The sequence below is a fragment of the Polaribacter sp. Z014 genome, assembly GCF_023555435.1.
Classification (GTDB): domain Bacteria; phylum Bacteroidota; class Bacteroidia; order Flavobacteriales; family Flavobacteriaceae; genus Polaribacter.
The window spans coordinates 19,034-41,283 of sequence record NZ_JALCZP010000005.1 but is presented as its reverse complement, the minus strand read 5'-3'; the positions used below and the strand labels follow the sequence as shown (position 1 = coordinate 41,283).

The window sequence follows — 22,250 nt, the reverse complement described above, 5'->3', positions numbered from 1 at the left end:
AATTTTAAGATATTAACAAAATTATAAAATAACTTCTCCATATATTTCTTAAAAAAGACTTGTATAATTCAGTAAAAAAATTATTTTTGCACAAAATTAAACATTAAGAAATGTATTGGACATTAGAATTAGCATCTTATTTAGCAGATGCACCTTGGCCAGCAACCAAAGACGAATTAATCGATTATGCTATTAGAACTGGATCTCCTTTAGAAGTAGTAGAAAACCTACAAGACATAGAAGATGAAGGTGACGCATATGATTCAATTGTTGAAATATGGCCAGATTATCCAACCGAAGATGATTATCTTTGGAATGAGGATGAATACTAAACATAATAATTAAATTTAAAAAGTCTCTAAAGAGGCTTTTTTTTTGTTTTCTCCTAACCTAGAAAACTATTTTTCAGGCTTTTAAAAAACCTGATACGGAACTATAATGCAGTTATTAATTTAATTGAAAATAACATAATAAATGAATATTTTAAATTCAGTAATCAAAATTTTTGTTGGTGATAAACAACAAAAAGATTTAAAAATTTTACAACCAGTTGTTGATGATGTAAAAAAATTCGAAATAGAATTTTCTAAACTTTCTAATGATGGTTTAAGAGATAAAACCATAGAGTTTAAACAAAGAATAAAAACAGCTACAAAAGAATTTGATGATAAAATTACTGGATTAGAAGAAGAAGCTAAAACAGCAGACATCGATCGTCAAGAAGACATTTATACAGAAATAGATTCGTTAAAAGATGAAGCATATAAAGTTTCTGAAGAAACTTTACTTAAAATTATGCCAGAAGCTTTTGCCGTAGTTAAAGAAACCGCAAAACGTTTTGTTGAAAATAAAGAAATAGAAGTTACAGCCTCTCCTTTTGACAGAGAATTATCTGCAGAAAGAGACAATGTTACCTTAGAAGGTGATAAAGCTTTTTGGGCGAATTCTTGGGATGCATCTGGTAAACCCGTTACTTGGGACATGGTTCATTACGATGTTCAATTAATTGGTGGTTCTGTTTTACACCAAGGTAAAGTAGCCGAAATGATGACTGGAGAAGGTAAAACATTGGTTTCTACCCTACCCGTTTACTTAAATGCACTTACCGGAAATGGAGTTCACTTAGTTACTGTTAATGATTATTTAGCAAAACGTGATAAAGCATGGATGGGACCTCTTTTTGAGTTTCATGGTTTTACAACAGATTGTATCGATTATCACCAACCTAATTCTGACGCTCGTAGAAAAGCCTACAATGCAGATATTACCTATGGAACAAATAATGAATTTGGTTTCGATTATTTGCGTGATAATATGGCTAGCTCTAAAGACGATTTAGTGCAAAGAGCTCCAAATTACGCTATTATTGATGAAGTAGATTCTGTTTTAATTGATGATGCTAGAACGCCATTAATTATTTCTGGACCAGTACCACAAGGAGACAGACATGAGTTTACAGAATTAAAACCTTTAGTGTCTGATTTAGTTACGTTACAAAAACAACATTTAGTAAGTGTTTTTGCAGAAGCTAAAAAATTAATTGCAGAAGGAAATGATAAAGATGGTGGATTCTTATTATTAAGAGTTTACAGAGGTTTACCTAAAAATAAAGCATTAATCAAGTTTTTATCTCAAGAAGGAAATAAACAAATCTTGCAGAAAACAGAAAACTATTACATGCAAGATAACAACAAATTAATGCCAGAAGTAGATGAAGACTTATGGTTTGTTGTTGAAGAAAAAAATAATCAAATTGATTTAACGGATAAAGGGATTGCTCATTTATCAGAAAAAACAGCAAATGACAACTTTTTTGTATTGCCAGATATTGGAGTCAAAATTGGTGAAATAGACAATTCAGAAAGTAGTAAAGAAGAAAAAACGGCTCAAAAAGAAGAACTATACAAAGACTTTAGCATCAAAAGTGAGCGTATTCATACAATGAACCAGCTTTTAAAAGCTTACACAGTTTTTGAAAAAGATGTTGAGTATGTTGTTATGGATAACAAAGTAATGATTGTTGATGAGCAGACAGGTCGTATAATGGACGGTCGTCGTTATTCAGATGGTTTACACCAAGCTATTGAAGCAAAGGAAAATGTAAAAATAGAAGACGCTACACAAACTTTTGCTACTGTAACTTTACAGAATTACTTTAGAATGTACAGAAAACTGTCTGGTATGACAGGTACTGCTATTACAGAAGCTGGTGAATTATGGGAAATCTACAAATTAGATGTTGTAGAAATTCCTACTAACAAACCAATTCAAAGAGATGACAAAGAAGATTTAATCTACAAAACTGCGCGTGAAAAATACAACGCTGTTATAGAAGACATCGTAAAACTAGTTCAAGAAAACAGACCTGTATTAGTAGGTACAACTTCTGTAGAAATATCAGAATTATTAGGTAGAATGTTACAAATGCGTAAAATTCCTCATAATATTTTAAATGCAAAATTACACAAAAGAGAAGCAGATGTAGTTGCAGAAGCTGGTAAACCAGGTGTAGTTACCATTGCAACAAACATGGCGGGTCGTGGTACAGATATTAAATTAACCAACGAAGTAAAAGACGCCGGTGGTTTAGCTATTATTGGTACAGAAAGACACGATTCTAGACGTGTAGATAGACAGTTAAGAGGACGTGCAGGAAGACAAGGTGATGTTGGGTCAACTCAATTTTACGTAGCTTTAGATGACAATTTAATGCGTCTATTTGGTTCTGACAGAATTGCAAAAATGATGGATAGAATGGGCTTAAAAGAAGGTGAAGTAATTCAGCATTCTATGATTAGTAAGTCTATTGAAAGAGCACAAAAGAAAGTAGAAGAAAATAACTTTGGTATTCGTAAACGTTTGTTAGAATACGATGATATTATGAACGCTCAACGTGAGTTTGTTTATAAAAGAAGACGTCATGCCTTAGATGGTAAACGTTTACAAGTAGATATTGCAAATATGATTTATGATACCTGCGAATCTATAGTAAACGCCAACAAAGCTGCTAAAGATTTTCATAATTTTGAATTCGAATTGATTAAATTTTCTTCAATGACTTCTCCTTTTTCTGAAGATGAATTTGAAAAACTTTCAGAAAAAGAAATTACAGATAAATTATACGATATTGTTACTGAACATTATAAAAACAAAATTGAAAGAAATGCCGTTTTAGCATTTCCTGTAATTAAAGATGTGTTTGAAAATGAAGGTGATAAATACGAACGAATTGTTGTTCCTTTTACAGACGGAACCAAATCTTTACAAGTTGTTACTAACTTAAAAGAAGCTTATGAAAGTGAAGGAAAAAGTTTAATTACAGATTTTGAAAAAAACATCACTTTAGCAATTATTGATGAAAACTGGAAAGATCATTTACGTAAAATGGATGATTTAAAACAATCCGTTCAAAATGCATCTTACGAGCAAAAAGACCCATTATTAATTTATAAGTTTGAAGCTTTTGAATTATTTAAAACTACGGTAGATGACATCAACAAAGAGGTATTGTCTTTCTTATTTAAAGGAGAATTACCAAATCAAGATGTAAATCAAATTTCTGAAGCACGTCAACAAAAAAGAGAAAGTTTAAATACCTCTAAAGCAGATGTTCAAAACTCTACAGAACAAGCCATCCAAAATTCTAAACCTCAACAATCAGAACCTATTGAAACGATAGTTAGAGACCAACCTAAAATTGGTAGAAATGAACATGTAACCATTAAAAATGTAATGAGTGGTCAAGAAAAAGAGGTTAAATACAAACAAGCTATTCCTTTATTAGCAAAAGGAGAATGGGTTTTGGTGAATAATTAAAATATTTGTTAATAAAAAAACAAACAATTAAAAGAAAGTCAATTGAAACTAGTTTCAATTGACTTTCTTTTTTTTATTAAAAAATCAAAAAATAGTAATTAAACTTGTAATCAATTATTTGAAAAAAAAGCTCCAACGTTAGTTGAAGCTTTTTCCTCTCTTAATTCAAATTCAATTCAATGAAGTCTTTTGATTTCGTTTTTACAAAAGTTAGCGATTTGGAAAAATTAATCAAAAATTGAACTGTTTCTTGTTTAGGTTGCATCCGAAAATCCGAAGGCTTTTTAGAGTAAATTTGCATCATATAGTTAATTTAATAAACTGGTTATAAACAACTAACGACACCTTTTTTCTTTTATTGTTATTCTACCAAAATAATTTTATGCTTTTCTATTAATTTACGCATATTTATAAGTGCATAACGCATTCTACCGAGCGCTGTATTAATACTAACTCCCGTATTTTCGCTAATTTCTTTAAAACTCATATCTTTATACATACGCATTACCAAAACTTCTTTTTGTTCCTCTGGTAACTCATTTACAAGCTCCCTTACATCATTATGTATCTGCTCTTGTATAATTTTTTTTTCTGCATTTAAGTTACCATCACCCAACACAGAAAAAATATCAAATTCATCTGTATTTTTAAATGTTGGCATTCTATTCATTTTTCTAAAATGATCTATCACCAAATTATGAGAAATTCTCATAACCCAAGGTAAGAATTTACCTTCCTCGTTATAATTTCCTTTTTTTAATGTTCTAATAACTTTTATAAATGTATCCTGAAAAATGTCTTCTGTAATATCTCTATCTTTAACTTTACTATAAATAAAGCTAAACAGTCTTTGATGATGTCTTTTAATTAAAACCTCTAAAGCTGCTTCATTTCCATGTATATAACCGCTTACTAAAGTACTGTCTGTAATTGAGTTTTTTTGCACCATAACCACTTTTAAAGAACAAGTTGTTCTTCGATTTTATTATTAAATTAATAATTTAAAAGTAGTTTTTTATGTATATGCTTCTAATTTAGTGGTGCTTATGAATTGTAAATATCCTTATTATTTTTCAAATCAACAAATAAATTAACAAAATTCATTAACATTTCTTTTATATTGGCTTAAAAAAAAGGTATTTTTATAGCTTATATTTTTGATGAATGAAGACTGACATTTCTAAAGTAAATCCTAAAGAAAACATTATAATTAAAGGAGCTAGACTCCACAATTTAAAGAACATAGACGTAGTTATACCAAGAAATAAATTGGTAGTTATTACAGGTCTTTCTGGTTCAGGAAAATCTTCTTTAGCTTTTGATACGTTGTATGCAGAAGGTCAAAGACGTTATGTAGAGAGTTTAAGTTCTTATGCGCGTCAGTTTTTAGGAAAATTACACAAACCTAAGGTAGATTATATAAAAGGCATTGCTCCTGCAATTGCTATTGAGCAAAAAGTAAATTCTACAAACCCGCGTTCTACAGTAGGTACCTCAACAGAAATTTACGATTATATAAAATTATTATATGCCAGAATTGGTAGAACCTTCTCTCCTATTTCTGGTAAAGAAGTAAAAAAAGATACGGTTTCGGATGTGGTAACTTTTGTTAAAAAATTTGAAAACAAAACAAAACTTTTACTGTTAGCACCTATTTCTATTGATGAAAACCGCGACTTAAAAACAGTTTTACAAGTTTTAGAGCAACAAGGATATGCCCGTATAAAATGGAATGATAAGGTATATAGAATTTCAGATTTTCCACAAGGCGAATTTAAAAATGAACCTTTACATTTGGTTGTAGATAGAATTATAACCAAAGACGATGAAGATTTTTACAATCGATTGGCTGATTCAATTCAAACTGCTTTTTTTGAAGGAAAAGGCATTTGTTTTATAGAAAATTTAGCAGACAATAAAGTAACAGAATTTAGTAATAAGTTCGATTTAGATGGAATGTCATTTCTAGAACCCAATACACATTTATTCAGTTTTAACAATCCGTATGGTGCTTGTCCTACTTGTGAAGGGTATGGAAATGTAATTGGTATTGATGAAGATTTGGTGATACCAAATACTGGTTTATCAATAATGGAAGATTGTATTTTTCCGTTTAAGACTCCTTCTTATATACATTATAAGGAAGACTTAATAGACGTTGCGTATCAATTTGATATTCCTATTCATAAACCTTGGTTTGAGTTAACCGAAGAACAAAAGGAATTAGTTTGGAACGGAAATAAATCCTTTAACGGAATACATCATTTCTTTACCGTTTTAGAAGAAAAGAGTTATAAAATACAGAATAGAGTGATGCTTTCTCGCTACCGCGGAAAAACAAAATGTACATCGTGTAACGGAAAACGTTTAAGACACGAAGCTAATTTTGTAAAAATAAATGAGAAAACAATTTCAGATTTAGTAACGCTTCCTTTAGATGAATTGGCTGTCTTTTTTAAGAACATCAAATTAGACAAATACGAAGAAAAAATAGGAAAACGTTTGTTAACAGAAATCAACAATCGTTTGTTGTTTTTAACCGATGTTGGCTTGTCTTATTTAACCATCAACAGAACCTCTAACACACTTTCTGGAGGTGAAAGTCAGCGTATCAATTTAGCTACTTCTCTTGGAAGTTCTTTAGTTGGTTCTATGTATATTTTAGATGAACCTAGTATTGGTTTGCATCCAAAAGATACCGAAAGATTGATTGGTGTTTTAAAAGATTTACGAGATCTTGGAAACACGGTTGTGGTGGTAGAACACGATGAAGATATTATGCGAGAGGCCGATTATATTATAGATATTGGTCCGGAAGCCGGAACTCTTGGTGGTCATGTAGTTGCAGAAGGAAACTTTAAAGAAATCTTAAAATCAGAATCTTTAACAGCAAAATATCTAAACGAAGAATTAAAAATAGAAGTCCCTACAAAACGTAGAACTTATAGAAATAAAATACAAATTATTGGTGCCAGAGAAAACAATTTAAAAAATGTAGATGTTACATTTCCTTTAAATTGTTTGTCTGTAATTACCGGAGTTTCTGGCTCCGGAAAAAGTACGTTGGTTAAAAGTATTTTGTACCCAACAACGCAAAAAAAACTGATTGGTCACGGAGAAAAAGTCGGTCAACACACAGATGTTATTGGTGATTTTGATACTTTAAAACATGTAGAATTTATCGATCAAAATCCTATTGGTCGTTCTTCTCGTTCCAATCCGGTAACGTATATTAAGGCTTATGATGATATTCGTTCATTGTTTGCAAATCAAAAATTATCAACCATCAGAAATTACAAGCCCAAACACTTTTCTTTTAATGTAGAAGGCGGTCGTTGTGAAGTTTGTAAAGGTGAAGGAGAAGTTACTATTGAAATGCAATTTATGGCAGATGTGCATTTAGAATGCGATGTTTGTAACGGAAAGCGCTTTAAAAAAGAAGTATTAGAAGTTAAATTCGACGGAAAATCTATTGATGATATTCTAAACCTTACCATCGATGATGCTGTTGCTTTTTTCTCGGAAAACTTAGTTCCTAAAATTGCCAGTAAATTAAAACCGTTGCAAGATGTTGGTTTGGGATATGTAAAATTAGGCCAATCTTCTTCTACCCTTTCTGGAGGAGAAGCGCAGCGTATAAAATTGGCTTCCTTTCTAGTAAAAGGAAACACCAAAGACAAGGCATTATTTATTTTTGATGAACCTACAACAGGTTTACATTTTCATGATATTAAAAAATTATTAGCGTCATTTAATGCTTTAATCGACAAAGGACATTCCATTATTGTCATAGAACACAATATCGAATTAATTAAATGTGCAGATTATATTATAGATTTAGGTTTAGAAGGTGGTAAAAATGGTGGAAACCTTATTTTTCAAGGAACTCCAGAGGATTTAATTAAAAATAAGGAATCTTATACCGCTAAATATTTGGCAGAGAAACTGGTTTATTAGAAGCTATTTCCTGCTTTTCACTGTATCTTTTTATAGCTGTCATTGCGAAGTTTAGTTTTTTGTAAACTGTGGCAATCTCTTAATTGAAGAAAGACGCTTATTTATAAAAGCAATAAAAAGGATGCCGTTTCAATCAGGGCTAGACTTGTTTGCCAATAAAGAGATATCGTTAAAGTATGTTTGTCATTCCTTGCGAAGAATAAGGAGAAATCTTATCATATAGAATTAAATTATGAGATTTCTCAATCACTGAAAAAGTTCATTTCGAAATGACAAGAGTTAGAAAATAAAATAGATAGATATTAAGACCTCACAGGTTTTAAAAACCTGTGAGGTCTAGTTAAATAAATAATACGATGATTACAAACCTAACAGACAAACAGAAAATAAACTGGGTAAGAATCCTTGCTATTCTTGCGGTTTTAGTGATGATGGTGTACGCTCCAAAATTATGGGTCACCACAAAAAACTTCCCAGTAATCCCGTTGTTCGATTGGTTACCAATACCAACATATCCGTTCGATTATATTTTAGCCGGATTCTTTTTCTTAATTCAAGTTGTCTACATTTTTCAGAACAAAAGGTGGCAAGGTTGGACTATCCTTGCACTCTATCTATTTTTAGCACTCGCAGATCAAAATAGACTGCAGCCTTACTTCTATCAAAGTTTCTTAACCATTTTTGCAATTGAAATTTTCAATAGAAAAGCAAATCCGAGAAAAATATTATATGCCATCATTCTTATCTTTTTCGCTACCTATTTCTGGAGCGGAATTCAGAAATTAAATGAAGCTTTTTACATACAATGGTTAAGCGCCATCAACAAACATTTTAGTTTTTTACCGCAATGGTTTTTAGTTTCTTTTACGTATGCAGTACCTTGGTTAGAAGCTTTAATGGGTGTTTTACTACTCTTTAATAAGACAAGAAAATTCGGAGTCGTTTTTATTCTATGCATGCACGGAACAATTACTTTTCTATTATTCTATTTAGGATATGGTTATAATGTTGTCCCTTGGAATATTCAGAACATGTTAAGTGTTGTTATCATTTTTTGGACTTTAAAAACAACGAATGCTTTAGAATTTTTCTTACAGTTTTTTAACAAACAAAAAATAGCTGTATTGGTTTTTACTATAATTTTACCATTGGCGAATAATCTAACTGGTTTTTATGACAACCTGTTATCCTTCCATTTTTTTACAGCAGATTTAAAATATTACATTATCTATATTGATGAAGAGCTGCAAGAAAAACTACCGGAAAATGCTAAAAATTTTTATAGAACTTTTGAAGGAAAAACCTATATAAATATCATAGAATGGTCTACAGACCAAAACAAAGTTTTGTTTTATCCAGAAGATAGAGCCATTGAATATTTAGATACTTATCTGCGTTCTTTTGCAGAAGATCCAGATAAAGAAGGTTTAACGCAATTGTTAAACTATAACAATGTTATTAAGAAATAAAAAAGCCGTTTAAACTTTCATCTAAACGGCCTTTCCAACTAAAACTACAATCTAAAGATTGCTATGGAATTATATTATTGTAACAAACTATACACAAATTCAGGATGCCCACGTTCTCCTGCTTCGTTTGTTAGTGCTAAAAACTTCAATTTATATAGGTTGCCATCGGTGTCATTTACAACATAAAATACATTGTCTTTTAAAGAAGGTAAACTTCCTGGTCCACCACCATTTCTCCAACTACTTCCAATACTTCGTTGGTCTGTTGTAAATTTTGTTGCATCAACATCTGTTAAAGAAAAAGCATCATAAGTATATGCATCTACTTCTGTATCTATCATATAAATTAATGAAGAAGACCTTGAATTATTTACTACAAAATCTGCATAACCATAAGAACCATAATCTGTAATTTCGTTTGTAAAAACAGTAAAGTTTAAATCCCAATTAGCTTTTTCTGGAGCAACAGTAACTTCACTTTCTGTATTAAAACTAAAATAAGTAAAACTATGCGTTGCACTCTTAGAAATTGTTACTTCTTTATGTGTAGTAGCATCTAAATCTGCATATTGCAATACATAATTATTACCATTTTTTAAGATTCTTACTTTTTTCCATCCTCTAGCATCTCCTGCAACAGCAACACTTCCTGTAGATGCTGCTTCCGTACCAACTTCATACCCTAAGTTTACTAAGTACACATTATTACTAGTATCAGCATCAGAAATTTCTGCAATTGCAGTTTCGGTTATTGTTCCGCTTGGTGCATCTACATAAGCAGTGTTTGCAGGATCAAAAGTACCTACAGCAACTTTACCTTGTAATTCTAACACTTCTTCTGTAGTAGAATTTACAGCATCTATATCTGTTGTAGATAATTGAGCTGTTGCCATATAAAGTGAGCCATTTATGGTTATTCTAAATTCAGATCCTGAATAGAAACCTAAATCCCAAGAGTCTCTTTTTACAACCGTAGTTGTATTTGTACTTAAATCTACATATACTTGATTTGGTTCATTGGGTCCACCAACTTCTGGTGAAACTGCTGCGCCATCTATTACTACAACTATTGGAGCTTGAGGTGTGTCTTCTGAACTACAACTTGTAAAAGAAAATACAGCTGCACATAAAATAAAAGTTAAAAATTTATTAGTCATGATTTTAATATTTGGTTATTAGTGTTTAAAAATTAAGATTATATAATAGTTTTAGGTAATAAGAGCGTCCGTAGCCTAATAACAAAGAATTGTTATTTGAGGCATGAATTGCTCCATCTGTACTTGCGTTACTCACATTTACATTGGTAACATCAAATAAGTTTCTTCCGCCTAAAGTGGCTTGAATTTTGTTTTTAAAGAATGATTTTTTTATAGAAGCATCTACCCAATTATAAGCGCTTGTGGTAGATTTAGAAAATACAGCATTCCCATTATCATCTACACCAGATGAAATATAGTTCTGCTGGTTACCATTGTGTTTAAATAATACAGTAAGTGCTGTTTTCCATTTTTTGATGTTATAATTGGCACTCGTATTTAATTGAAAGGAATACAAAAAGTCGTTTTCTGCATTTACTTCATTGGTAGCAATTCTAGAAATACCTTGTAAAGTAGCGCCTAAATTAAAAGTCCAATTGTCTTTTTTGATGCTATTTTCAGAAGAAACTCCCCATAATTTATACGCATCAATATTAATGTACTGATATTGTAAAGGCGTGGGATTTACAATTGCAAGATCTATTTTATCAGCAACATCTAAATAGCTTAATTTTAATGTATTTAACAGAGAAAACTCATCAATATAACTGTATTTTTTTAGGTTGATAAACGCAGTAAATCCGTTTTCTGGATTCAGGTTTTCATTCCCTCTTACATCGTGGTTAGAATCAACAAAATAATAATACAATTCCTCGAAATTTGGAGTTCTATATGAAGTTCCAATATTACCACGTAATTCAAATCCATTATTCATTAAATAACGTGCACTTAGAGAAGCCAATAATTTAGATTTGAATAAGGAATTATACTCGTACCGTACACCAGGTCTTAACGTAAAAGCATCAGAAAATTTTAGTTCAGACGAGGTATAAAAAGCATAATTGTTCTGAGATTGAGTTTTATCTAGCTGTGTAACATCTCCAGAAGCTTGTGTGTCAAAACCATTTATAAACCTTGTTTCATATCCTAACTGAAAGTTTAAAAAATCACTTTTAACCAAATTATTGATGCTTCCTTTAGAAAAGAAAACTTTACTAGATTGATAAACTTCATCAGTTTCATCACTTTTTTCTGTACTTAAAATGTAATAGTTAAACTCGTTTAAATAACGCTTTTGCTGCTGATAGGATAATGAAACATTGTAATTAGCTCCAGAATTTAAACTTCCTACAAGGTTTACATTATTTACAAATCTATGCGTTCTAAAATTTTTATCCGTTGCAGTCGGATTACTCGTTTGTGCCTCTATATCAATATTTGCTCTAACAGCAGCGTCGTAATAATTTATAGTCTCATTAAAGTATTCAAACTTATAAAATAACTGAAAATTTTGTTTTTTATACTGTACAAAAGCAGTGGAATTAAGCTGTTCTTTTGGCAACCAATCATAACCTCTTAAACCATCGTTTTGATAATATCCTTTACCTTGTCTTCCATTATAAAAACCTGCAAATTGATTACGATTTACACCAACTCTAGCAAACCAATTTTCATTAATATTATGCCCAATATTTAATGCTTGTATATGCCTACCTTCATCAAACCAAGCATACTCATCACTTACGGTTTCTTCTTGTAAAGATGCTTTAATATTCCACTTATTAGTAATCGATTTCTTAGTGATAATATTTATAACTCCAGACACAGCATTGGCACCATACTCTACGCCCATTGCGCCTTCTACAATTTCTATTTGCTGAACATCGTCTAAATTAATTTGCGTTAAGTCTATATTGTTTCCTAAACCGTTATCGCTTACTAACGGAATATTATCAACCAAAATATTAAAATATTGAGCATCTAATCCGAAGAAAGAAATCGTAGATTTTCCGGTTTGAGAACTAGGCATAATGGTTAAGTTTAAATTGAAATTTAATAAATCTGCTAAATTATTTGCTGCCTGATTTTCTATCTGCTCCCTTTTTATAACTGTTACATTATGTACCGATTTTTTAACGGATTGAGCATTGTACTGTCCGGTAACCACCACTTCATCTAAGACAGTAGTGTTTGTTGAATCCTTTTCTTGACTAAAAATAGGCAATGAAAATAATAGTAATACAATTGCAATTCCTCTATTTAGAAACATTCTTAATAATTTTCGACAAATATATACGTTATTTTTAATCAATCTAAATAAATTTTATATTTTTGTCGAAATTAAAAACCAAACAAAAAGAATAAAAATGAATAAATTACTATTAAGCACACTACTACTTCTTTTGTCAATTTCGATGAATGCACAAAGCAAAAAAACAAAAGATAAAAACGCCATAAAAAAAATGTGTGGTTGTTATGAAGTTACTTTTAACTTTGCAGAAACTTTTAATTATAGTAAAGATGAAAACTACAAACCTTCTAAAACTAAAGTTGATAAAGGTTTAGAGTGGGCAACATTGGTTGAAGATGGAAACAATAAAATATCAATTCAGCATTTACTACAAGTTGGTAATCCTGCAGAACCGATGATTATAAAACATTGGAGACAAGATTGGTTATTCCAAAACAAAGATTTTTACACGTATAACGGTGATAATAACTGGACTTTTGAGCAGAAAAGCAAAAAAGAGGTAAAAGGTCAGTGGACACAAAAAGTGTATCAAGTAGATGATAGTCCGCGTTACGAAGGATCCGGAACTTGGGTTCATGTAGATGGAAAAAACTACTGGGAAAACGAAACAACAGCTCCTTTACCTAGAAGAGAATACACTAAAAGAAGCGATTACAACATTACTTTAAGAGGGAATAGACATGAAATTACAAGCTATGGTTGGGTTCATGACCAAGATAACAGTAAAATCATTAGAGAAGCAGGTAAAGAAGATGTTGTTTTAGCTAAAGAAAAAGGATATAACACTTACGTAAAAGTAGCTAATAGCAGATGTAAAGCAGCAGCAGATTGGTGGACAACAAACACTAATAAATGGCAATTGGTAAGAAATAAATGGAATGAAGTTTATGGTAGAAATAAAGATTTATCCTTAGAAACTAAAGTAGATAATAAACCATTGTACAAGTTTTTATTTTCTGATAAAATAACAGAAGAGAAAGAAATGAATGCAATAATTGAATCATTTGTAAAATAATAAGAATGAAAAAAACACATAGAATATCAATACTATTTTTACTAATAAGTATTACATTATCAGCACAAAAATCAAATATTTTTCATGAGAGAAGCTTTTGGGAAACAAACCCTAATATTGCTACTATAGACCAAAAAATTGCTGAAGGAAATGACGTTTCTGCATCCAATAAAAATGCATTTGACGGTGTTGTATATGCTATTTTAAGCAAAACAAATAATAAAACAATTGAATACCTTTTAACTAAAAAAGGAAACGATGTCAATAAAAAAACACACGATGGACGAACTTATATTTTTTGGGCTGCTTATACGAACAACTTAGAAATTATGAAACATGTTATTGCTAAAGGAGCAAAAACAAATATTATTGATACCCATGGTAACACTTTTTTAAATTTTGCCGCTTCCGCTGGTCAGTTAGATATAGAATTGTATAAATACAGTTTTAGTGTTGGTGCAGACATTACTATAGAGAAAAACCATGACGGCGCAAATGCTTTATTATTAGTAGCTCCTCATTTAAAAGATTTTAAATTGGTTGCATACCTTACCACAAAAGGAGCTACTTTAAACGATAAAGATGCCAACGGAAACGGATTGTTTGAATATGCTGCCAAAGGAGGAAATACACAGTTCTTAAAAATCCTTTTAGATAAAGGAATTAACACCGGAAAGAATGCGATGTTATTTGCTGCACAAGGTTCTAGAAGAAGTCAGAATAAATTAGAAACATATCAATTTTTAGAAAAAAATGGTATAAAACCAAATGTTGTTGATGACAATAATAGAAATCCGCTTCATTTTATAGCTAGAAACAATAAGGATCTTGCCGTTTTTAATTACTTTATAAATAAAGGGGTTTCTACTAATTTACAAGATAAAGAAGGGAATTCTCCTTTCATGAATGCTGCCAATAGCAACACTTTAAAAGTTGTAAAATTATTAGCTAAGGATGTAAAAAACATCAACCTAAAAAATAATGATGGGCGTTCTGCATTAACAAACGCAGTGAGTAGAAACTCTGTAGACGTTATTACCTATTTATTAGAAAAAGGTGCAGATATTTACACAACGGATAAAGATGGGAATACATTATCGTACTATTTGTTGAATACTTTTAAAGTGAATAAGCCAGAAATTTTTGACGCTAAATTAAACCTATTAGAGAAAAATGGATTGGTTCTAAATCAACTTCAAAATTCTGGAAATACTTTATTACATATTGCTGCTCAAGAAAATAATTTGCCTTTATTAAAAAAACTAGCGCCTTTCAATATTGATGTAAATACACTAAATAAAGAAAACTTATCTGCGCTACAAATTGCAGTTATGAAAGCAAAAAATACAGAAACCATTAAATATTTACTAAGTATTGGTGCCAACAAAAATGTAAAAACAGATTTTGATGAATCTATTTTTGATTTAGCTTCAGAAAACGAATTATTGAATACACAAAATATCAACTTTTTAAAATAAGACCCTAGAACAATGATTAAAAAAATCTTACTTATTATTCCAATATTTTTATTGGCAGTAACAGCTTTATTCAGCTTTAAGAAAGCAAGTGAAAGTACTCCATACAAATGTATGATTCAGATGAAAAATTACACTGGCGAAGGTGCTTATGTTGTGGTTTCATTATTAAACCCAAAAGGCGAATATGAAGAAACTTTGTATGTGCAAGGTGATGATGATGAATGGTATTTTGACATTACAGAATGGTGGAATTTTCAAGGTAAAAAAAGAGCAGAAATTGATGCAATTACAGGAGCTACCATTAGCGGCGGTCAGCGTACAATTAGCGTAATTAGAATTGATAAAGATAAAATAGACAAAGGCTATAAAATTCGTTTTGAAACGGCTGTGGAAGATCAAAAATATCATAAAGATGATGTAGAATTTGAACTTACAACAGACAACTTAAAATCTAAAATTGAAGGTAAGGGATTTATCCGTTACGTAAGAATGTTAGCACAATAAAAAAAAACTGAATGACAATTTCTATTTGGAGATATAGCCACTTAACCCTGGCTATATCTACTGCTTTATTTATTATAATTGCTTCTGTAACCGGAATTATATTAGCTTTTGAACCAATATCAGATAAGTTAAATTCGTTTGATGTTGTTGCTACAAGTGACGTTTCTATTGCAGAAACAATTAACATATTACAACAAAAATACAATGAAGTAATCTCCATAGAAGTTGATGAGAATGATTTTGTGTCTGCTAATGTTATTTTAGAAAACGGTAAAAGTGCTACCTTTTACATCAACCCAAAAACAGGTGAAAAAATTGGCGAAATCATAAAGAAAAAACCAATTTATGAGTTTGCAAAAAACTTACATCGTTCGCTTTTCTTAAAATCTACGGGGAGAATTATTATCGGTATTGTCTCTTTTTTATTGTTCTTAATTTCTATAACGGGCATTATATTAATCACAAAAAGACAAGGTGGTATTTCTAAGTTTTTCTCTAAAATTATTAAAGAAGATTTTAATCAATATTATCATATAATTATTGGTAGATATACTTTAATTCCTATTATCATTATTACCATAACCGGAGTTTATTTATCATTAGAAAAGTTTTCTTTATTACCTAAGGACAAAAGTAAACATGTAACAATTTCATCAACAAAAAAGATAGAAAACAATGTTGATTCTAAATTCTTTACATCCACAAAATTAGACCAAGTTAAAAAAATAGAGTTCCCTTTTTCTTCAGATAAAGAAGATTATTTCTATATAAAACTTACAAATAAAGAAGCTGCTGTAAATCAAATTACCGGGCAAATAATCAGTTTAAAAAAACAACCTTTAGTTACTTTTGGTTCTTATTATAGTTTATTACTTCATACAGGTAAAGGATCTATTTTATGGTCTATTGTCTTGTTATTATCTTGCTTTGCTATTTTATTCTTTATTTTTTCGGGGTTTTATATGACCCTCAAAAGAAGAAAGAAAACTACGTTGATAAAAAACAAATACAATAAAGATAATGCTGAATTTATTATTCTTGTGGGTTCCGAAACCGGAAGTACATTTAACTTTGCTTCTGCTTTCTACAAAGCATTAATAGCAAATGGTAAAACCGTTTTTTTATCAGAATTAAACGCATATACAACGTATAAAAATGCAAAAAACATTATTGTATTTGCCGCTACTTATGGTGAAGGTGATGCCCCTATAAATGCCAATAAATTCGTTAAAAAGATTGAAAAAATACCTCAAAAAAATAGTTTAAATTTTTCTGTAGTTGGTTTTGGCTCTAAAGAATATACACAGTACTGTAAGTTTGCAATTTTAGTGCAAGCTAGCCTACAATTACAAGATAAATTTATTCCGGTTTTACCTCTTTTTAAAGTGAATAATCAGTCTTTTTCTGATTTTAATCAATGGTTAAAAGAATGGAATACTTTCTACAAAATGGAACTTACTATAACCTCAGAAAACCTTCTCAGTTTTAAGAAAGAGGAACAAGAGTTTAAAGTGGTACGTAAAACAGAAATTAATATTGATGACACTTTTTTAATTGAATTAAAGCCGAATAAAAAATCGAAATTCCAATCTGGAGATTTACTTGCTATCACACCAAAAGATGAAACAAGAAGCCGCTTATACTCTATTGCTAAAATTGACGATACAATTCTGCTAAGTATTAAAAAACATGAATTCGGACTTTGTTCTACCTATTTTAATAGTTTACAAAAAGGTAATAAAATGGTTGCTAACATTCAAAAGAATGCGGCATTTCATCTTCCGAAGAAAACAAAAGAAGTTGTTTTAATTGCCAACGGAACCGGAATTGCTCCCTTTTTAGGAATGATTCATCAAAAGAAATCTAAAACAAAAGTTCATTTATTTTGGGGAGGAAGAACAAAAGAATCTTTTGAAATCTATAAAAAAAATATAAATACTGCTTTAAACAATAATACACTTCATTCCTTTTATGCTGCGTATTCTCAAGAAGGAAAAGAGAAAACATACGTTCAAGATGTATTAATTAATCACTCAAAATTAATTGCAGATACTTTAAATAATGGAAATATAATTATGCTTTGCGGATCTATTTCCATGCAAAAAGGTGTAACTAAAGTATTAGAAGAAATATCTAAAACACACTTGCAATCTTCATTACATAAATTTGAAGAAAACAATCAAATAAAAACTGACTGTTACTAAAAATTAAAACAATGTGCCAAAAATCTAAAATAATATCCAGCGTTAAAAACGGAGAAATATCTGTTTGTAAAGATTGCAAAAATTATAACCTTGTTTTCAATAATATCTTTTTTCAGTTTAATGAAGAACAACTGAATAAATTTAAAGAATATGTTGCAGAAATAGATATTAATTATTGGTTAGAGTATAGCGCAAGTACAACGCAAAGAAGAAAAATACCTGTACCCACTTTTCATCAGAATTTAGTATTGGTTTTTGATTCTTATGAAATTGAAGAATTAAAAATACTTTTAGGTATTAGCACAGGCAATAAAAGTGAAATGATAACTACTGCAGACATTGATTATACTTTAATCTTAAATTAAATTACGAATTCTAATTCATTATCTACGGATTCTAAAACCGGTAAAATTTAAGTCAACTTCCCTTCTACTTTTACAGTGTATTAACACTTAAAAAAGCAGAAATTATGAAAACGCTCTTAAAAAAATCAGTATTTGTAGCAGGTTTAATCCTATTAAGCAGTCCTTTTATCAGTTGTGATAACAACGAAATAAAAAAGGAAAATGAAATTATTAATATTGCAGACAATAACATTCCTATTGAAAAGGAAACAACAACAGAGTTTCAGTATAGAAAACCAATTGTTTTTATAGCTGGTTTCGATAAAGGAAATGAAACTTATTATTCCAACGCAAGAACTTATTTTCAGGAAAAAGGCATCAAAATAATTGACGGACAATATTCTCTGGAAGAAATTATTGTATGGTTAAATAAAAATGCAAACACAAATCCTTATGGTGATGTTCATATTGTAAATAAAAGCAATCCTTATAAAGGTATGAATTTAGAAACCATTGTAAAGGGAGATAAAATTACAACAGAAACCTTAAGAAGAAGTATTACACAAGGTACTCTACCAACCCTTAAAAATGTAGTAAATAAAGATACTAAAATAGTGTTTCATGCGTCTGGTTTAGTAGAAAATACAGAATTATTAAAAACTTTAAAAGATGCTTTTTCCGCACCAACTTTACCAAAAGTTATTGCATCTCCTTATTACACTGTTTTTAGTGGTAAGTTTTCTAACTACTATTTAGCACAACCTTATTATGTATTTTATCCTACAGCTCATTCGCCAGGAAAAATTGATTTATCTAAAGAAATTGCAAGAAAATACCCTGAAGAAAAAGAAATCATTTGGTATGATGCACTTAATAATGAAGAAGAAAGATATGTAGGTGAAGCATATACAACTCAATTTTCTATACCAATTAAGTGGGAATTTGGTTTTCATAACACCGATGATGAAATGCCAATATTCACTTCTCAAGAAGAAGTAATGGACTGGATTGAGTTACATGAAGAGCTAATGGTAGAAATTAACAAACATAACATTCCGTTAGAAAAATACAGATGGAATTGGAGTACAAAAAATAGCACCCTAATTATTAGAGGTAGAACAACTGGTTTGGTAGTCTTAAAACCCTTAATTAAACCTTATGGAGATTTAAAACATATAGAACCAGACACGAATAATAAACGCTTATACGCAATGAAATAGTAAACTGAAAAAGAAATTGTATAGTAATAAACGTCATTACCCAAAATTAAAAAAGGTGTAATGACGTTTTAATTAGTAAATTTGTTATCATGAAAATATTTTTTAAAATTTTGTTTTTACCCTATTTTTCTAAACGTAGCATGAAAAAGAATCTCATCTTTTTAATATTTTTTCTTATTTTTTTCCTGATAAAACCGATACATTCTCAAGAGAATCAACTTCAAAATTTTTCAATTTCAGACGGATTACCATCAACCGTAATAAATAATATTGTTCAAGATGAGATAGGTTATTTATGGATTGCAACCGATAATGGTTACTCAAAATTTGATGGTGTAAATTTCACGAACTACAAACAAGAAAAAGCAACTTGTATTTTTATTGAAAAAGGCAAAATTTATATCGGTTTAAAAACCGGACTTTTACTACTACAAAATAACAAATCTACATTTTATGAGAGTAAAGAAATTCTTAAAATAAAATCGATTCGTAATAAAATAGTTTTAGCAACCGTGCAAGGAGTTTGCGAATTGAAAAAAGATTATATACAGCCTTTAAAGATAAATACTCAAATAGATTTTTCTATTATTAATGACATTATTTCTTTTAAAAACAGCATTTATATAGCTTCTATAAAAGGTTTATGGAGTATAGACAAACTTTACAAACCATTAAAAGTTAATAGAATTTTAGAAGAAAACAGCACCTCTCTTTTAATAAATAAGAATCAGTTAATTGCGTCAACGTATAATAAAGGGTTAAAAATTATTGGTGATAATAGTATTTTAAAAAGTATCTCTACGTTAGAAAACATTTCATCTATCAAAAAAATAAATGATGAAATTTGGGTTACTTCCCAAAAAAAGGGAATTGACATTTTAGATGCAAATACGTATCTATTTAATAGAAAAATAAACAAATACAATGCTGCTATTTCTGATAAAATAAATACTGTTTTTAAAGACAACCATAATTCTGTTTGGATTGCAAGCTTAAACAAAGGATTGTACAAATATAGTACTGCTATAGCCATAGTTAAACCTACAATTTTTATTGAAAGTATTGCTGTAAATTATAAATTAATCGATTCTTTAAACATTGCCAAACTAGCCTTAAAACCAAATGAGAATAACATTTCGTTTTCTTTTAAAACGATCAATTTAAAGAGTCCGAAGAACATAGAATATCGTTATCAACTAAACAATGAGTTTACGCCTTGGAGTCATCAAAATAAAGTTGATTTTGCAAATTTAAAAGCAGGAGATTATACGTTTACAATTCAATCTAAAGAAGGAAGCCTACTTAGTAAAAAAGTGTCTTTTTCATTTTTTATAGAAACCCCAATCTACCAAAAAGCTTGGTTTTTAATTTTATGTGGCGTTCTTTTATGCTTACTTTTAGCTGCAATTATTGAAATCTATATTAGAAAAACGAATAAAAAAAATCAACAAAAAATTACTGCTTTAGAAACAGAAAATCATGTATTAACTTTAGAACAGAAAGCCTTACAGCTACAAATGAATCCGCATTTTATTTTTAATGTTTTAAATGGGATAAAAGCACTTGGTAATTCTGGAAATTCGAAGGAATTAAACAAGACCATTTCTCAGTTTTCAATACTTCTAAGAAGTATCTTAAATAATTCTCGATTAGAAGAAATAAGCTTACAAGATGAAATTGATACTTTAAAGAATTATTTAGATTTAGAACAAAAAATGAATTCCAAATCTTTTAACTATAGCATTGAAACTGCTTTAAATAATATAGACTCCGAAGAAATTTTAATTCCGCCAATGTTATTGCAGCCTTTTGTAGAAAACTGTATTAAACACGCTTTTCTTCCTAATAAAACAGACGCTACAATTAAACTTTTATTTGAAATCAAAAATAAATTCTTATATTTTACCATAGAAGATAACGGCATTGGCTTTCATCAATCTAAAAAAGTAAAATCAAATCATCAATCTGTGGCGCTAGAAGTTACTAAAGAACGGATTCTGCATTTAACCAAATATAATTCATTTTCTATGGAAGAAATAAAAGAGAAAAATGAAATAAAAGGTACCAAAGTTATGTTTAAAATTCCCCTAAAAACAGATTATTAAAAATATGGAAAGAAGAAAATTTATAAAAAACACATTATTAACAGGTGTTGGAGCGAGCCTTATTGGCGGACTTTACTCTTGGCAAGTAGAACCTTTTTGGTTGGAATTTGTAAAAGTAAAAATGCCTATAAAAAATTTACCAAAAAACTTAATAGGAAAAACGCTTATGCAAATTAGCGATATACATGTTGGTAATAGATTTAACTATGAATATATTATAGATTCTTTTAAAAAAGCAAAACTTTATAATCCTGAATTTGTAGTCTATACAGGAGATTTTGTTTCTTATGAAACACCTGAACAGTTTGATCAATTAGAAAAAGTTTTTAAACATGCCGTAAACGGAACGTTAGGAACTGCAGGTGTTTTAGGAAATCATGATTATGGCATTAATTGGTTAGAACCCAAGGTTGCCGATAGAATTTCTACCATTTTAGATAAAAAGAATATTACTATTTTAAGAAATGAAGAAGTAAGTTTTAGTGGTTTAAATATACTAGGTATTGATGATTATTGGAGTTCTAATTTTAACCCAGTAAAAATAATGAATAAGTATGATTCTAAAAAAGCCAACGTAGTATTATGCCACAATCCAGATGTTTGCGATCTAAATGTTTGGAATAATTATAAAGGATGGATATTGTCTGGACACACGCATGGTGGACAAGTAAAACCCCCGTTTTTAAACCCGCCAATTCTTCCTGTAAAAAATAAAAGATACTCTTCTGGTGAATTTGATTTATATGACGGTAGAACCTTATATATAAATAGAGCTCTCGGAAATTTATATCAAGTAAGACTAAATGTACGACCAGAAATTACACTATTTGAACTAACTGAAGAAGTTTAA

Annotated in this window: 15 protein-coding genes; 12 read left to right on the top strand and 3 right to left on the bottom strand. The window is 29.8% G+C overall.

The window, feature by feature from the left end:
* Nucleotides 1-110 precede the first annotated feature (110 nt).
* A complete protein-coding gene (locus MPF19_RS08425) occupies nt 111-332 on the top strand; it encodes a DUF2795 domain-containing protein (RefSeq protein WP_065318236.1) in 222 nt (73 codons plus the stop codon).
* Between the two features lie 142 nt (nt 333-474).
* Nucleotides 475-3,816 (top strand): preprotein translocase subunit SecA, encoded by a 3,342-nt coding sequence (gene secA, locus MPF19_RS08420; protein ID WP_203394382.1) that lies wholly within the window; start codon nt 475-477, stop codon nt 3,814-3,816.
* A 361-nt stretch (nt 3,817-4,177) separates the two neighbouring features.
* Here the strand turns inward: secA and MPF19_RS08415 are convergent, their stop codons facing one another.
* Complete coding sequence (locus tag MPF19_RS08415) at nt 4,178-4,765, bottom strand: RNA polymerase sigma factor (protein ID WP_249987751.1); 588 nt, start codon at nt 4,763-4,765, stop codon at nt 4,178-4,180.
* 215 nt (nt 4,766-4,980) lie between these two features.
* Between MPF19_RS08415 and uvrA the strand changes: the two genes are divergently transcribed.
* Entirely contained in the window at nt 4,981-7,773 is a 2,793-nt protein-coding gene (gene uvrA / locus MPF19_RS08410) for an excinuclease ABC subunit UvrA (RefSeq protein WP_249987750.1), read from the top strand.
* Between the two features lie 356 nt (nt 7,774-8,129).
* A complete protein-coding gene (locus tag MPF19_RS08405; RefSeq protein WP_249987748.1) occupies nt 8,130-9,242 on the top strand; it encodes a MauE/DoxX family redox-associated membrane protein in 1,113 nt (370 codons plus the stop codon).
* A 74-nt stretch (nt 9,243-9,316) separates the two neighbouring features.
* Here the strand turns inward: MPF19_RS08405 and MPF19_RS08400 are convergent, their stop codons facing one another.
* Together MPF19_RS08400 and MPF19_RS08395 are read right to left on the bottom strand one after the other, a co-directional pair.
* On the bottom strand, nt 9,317-10,399 hold the full coding sequence (locus MPF19_RS08400) for an HmuY family protein (RefSeq protein WP_249987747.1): 1,083 nt from the start codon (nt 10,397-10,399) through the stop codon (nt 9,317-9,319).
* A 25-nt stretch (nt 10,400-10,424) separates the two neighbouring features.
* Nucleotides 10,425-12,548: a TonB-dependent receptor plug domain-containing protein gene (locus MPF19_RS08395; protein WP_249987745.1), complete on the bottom strand. Its 2,124-nt coding sequence runs from the start codon at nt 12,546-12,548 to the stop codon at nt 10,425-10,427.
* Nucleotides 12,549-12,645: 97 nt separating this feature from the next.
* Here MPF19_RS08395 and MPF19_RS08390 point away from each other — a divergent pair, with 97 nt between their 5' ends.
* The 8 genes from MPF19_RS08390 to MPF19_RS08355 all read left to right on the top strand — a co-directional run bounded on the left by MPF19_RS08390 (nt 12,646) and on the right by MPF19_RS08355 (nt 22,250).
* Entirely contained in the window at nt 12,646-13,545 is a 900-nt protein-coding gene (locus MPF19_RS08390; RefSeq protein WP_249987744.1) for a DUF6607 family protein, read from the top strand.
* A gap of 5 nt (nt 13,546-13,550) precedes the next feature.
* Nucleotides 13,551-15,023, top strand: a complete 1,473-nt coding sequence (locus tag MPF19_RS08385) for an ankyrin repeat domain-containing protein (RefSeq protein ID WP_249987742.1) — start codon at nt 13,551-13,553, stop codon at nt 15,021-15,023.
* Between the two features lie 12 nt (nt 15,024-15,035).
* On the top strand, nt 15,036-15,527 hold the full coding sequence (locus tag MPF19_RS08380; RefSeq protein ID WP_203394373.1) for a DUF2271 domain-containing protein: 492 nt from the start codon (nt 15,036-15,038) through the stop codon (nt 15,525-15,527).
* Between the two features lie 11 nt (nt 15,528-15,538).
* Nucleotides 15,539-17,731, top strand: coding sequence for a PepSY domain-containing protein (locus MPF19_RS08375; protein ID WP_249987741.1), 2,193 nt, complete (start codon nt 15,539-15,541; stop codon nt 17,729-17,731).
* 11 nt (nt 17,732-17,742) lie between these two features.
* Nucleotides 17,743-18,096 (top strand): DUF6686 family protein, encoded by a 354-nt coding sequence (locus MPF19_RS08370; protein ID WP_203394371.1) that lies wholly within the window; start codon nt 17,743-17,745, stop codon nt 18,094-18,096.
* 104 nt (nt 18,097-18,200) lie between these two features.
* Nucleotides 18,201-19,295 carry a hypothetical protein gene (locus tag MPF19_RS08365; protein ID WP_249987740.1) on the top strand — a complete coding sequence of 365 codons (1,095 nt, stop codon included), beginning with the start codon at nt 18,201-18,203 and terminating at the stop codon, nt 19,293-19,295.
* Nucleotides 19,296-19,435: 140 nt separating this feature from the next.
* Entirely contained in the window at nt 19,436-21,400 is a 1,965-nt protein-coding gene (locus MPF19_RS08360) for a sensor histidine kinase (RefSeq protein WP_249987739.1), read from the top strand.
* Nucleotides 21,401-21,404: 4 nt separating this feature from the next.
* Nucleotides 21,405-22,250, top strand: a complete 846-nt coding sequence (locus MPF19_RS08355; RefSeq protein WP_249987738.1) for a metallophosphoesterase — start codon at nt 21,405-21,407, stop codon at nt 22,248-22,250.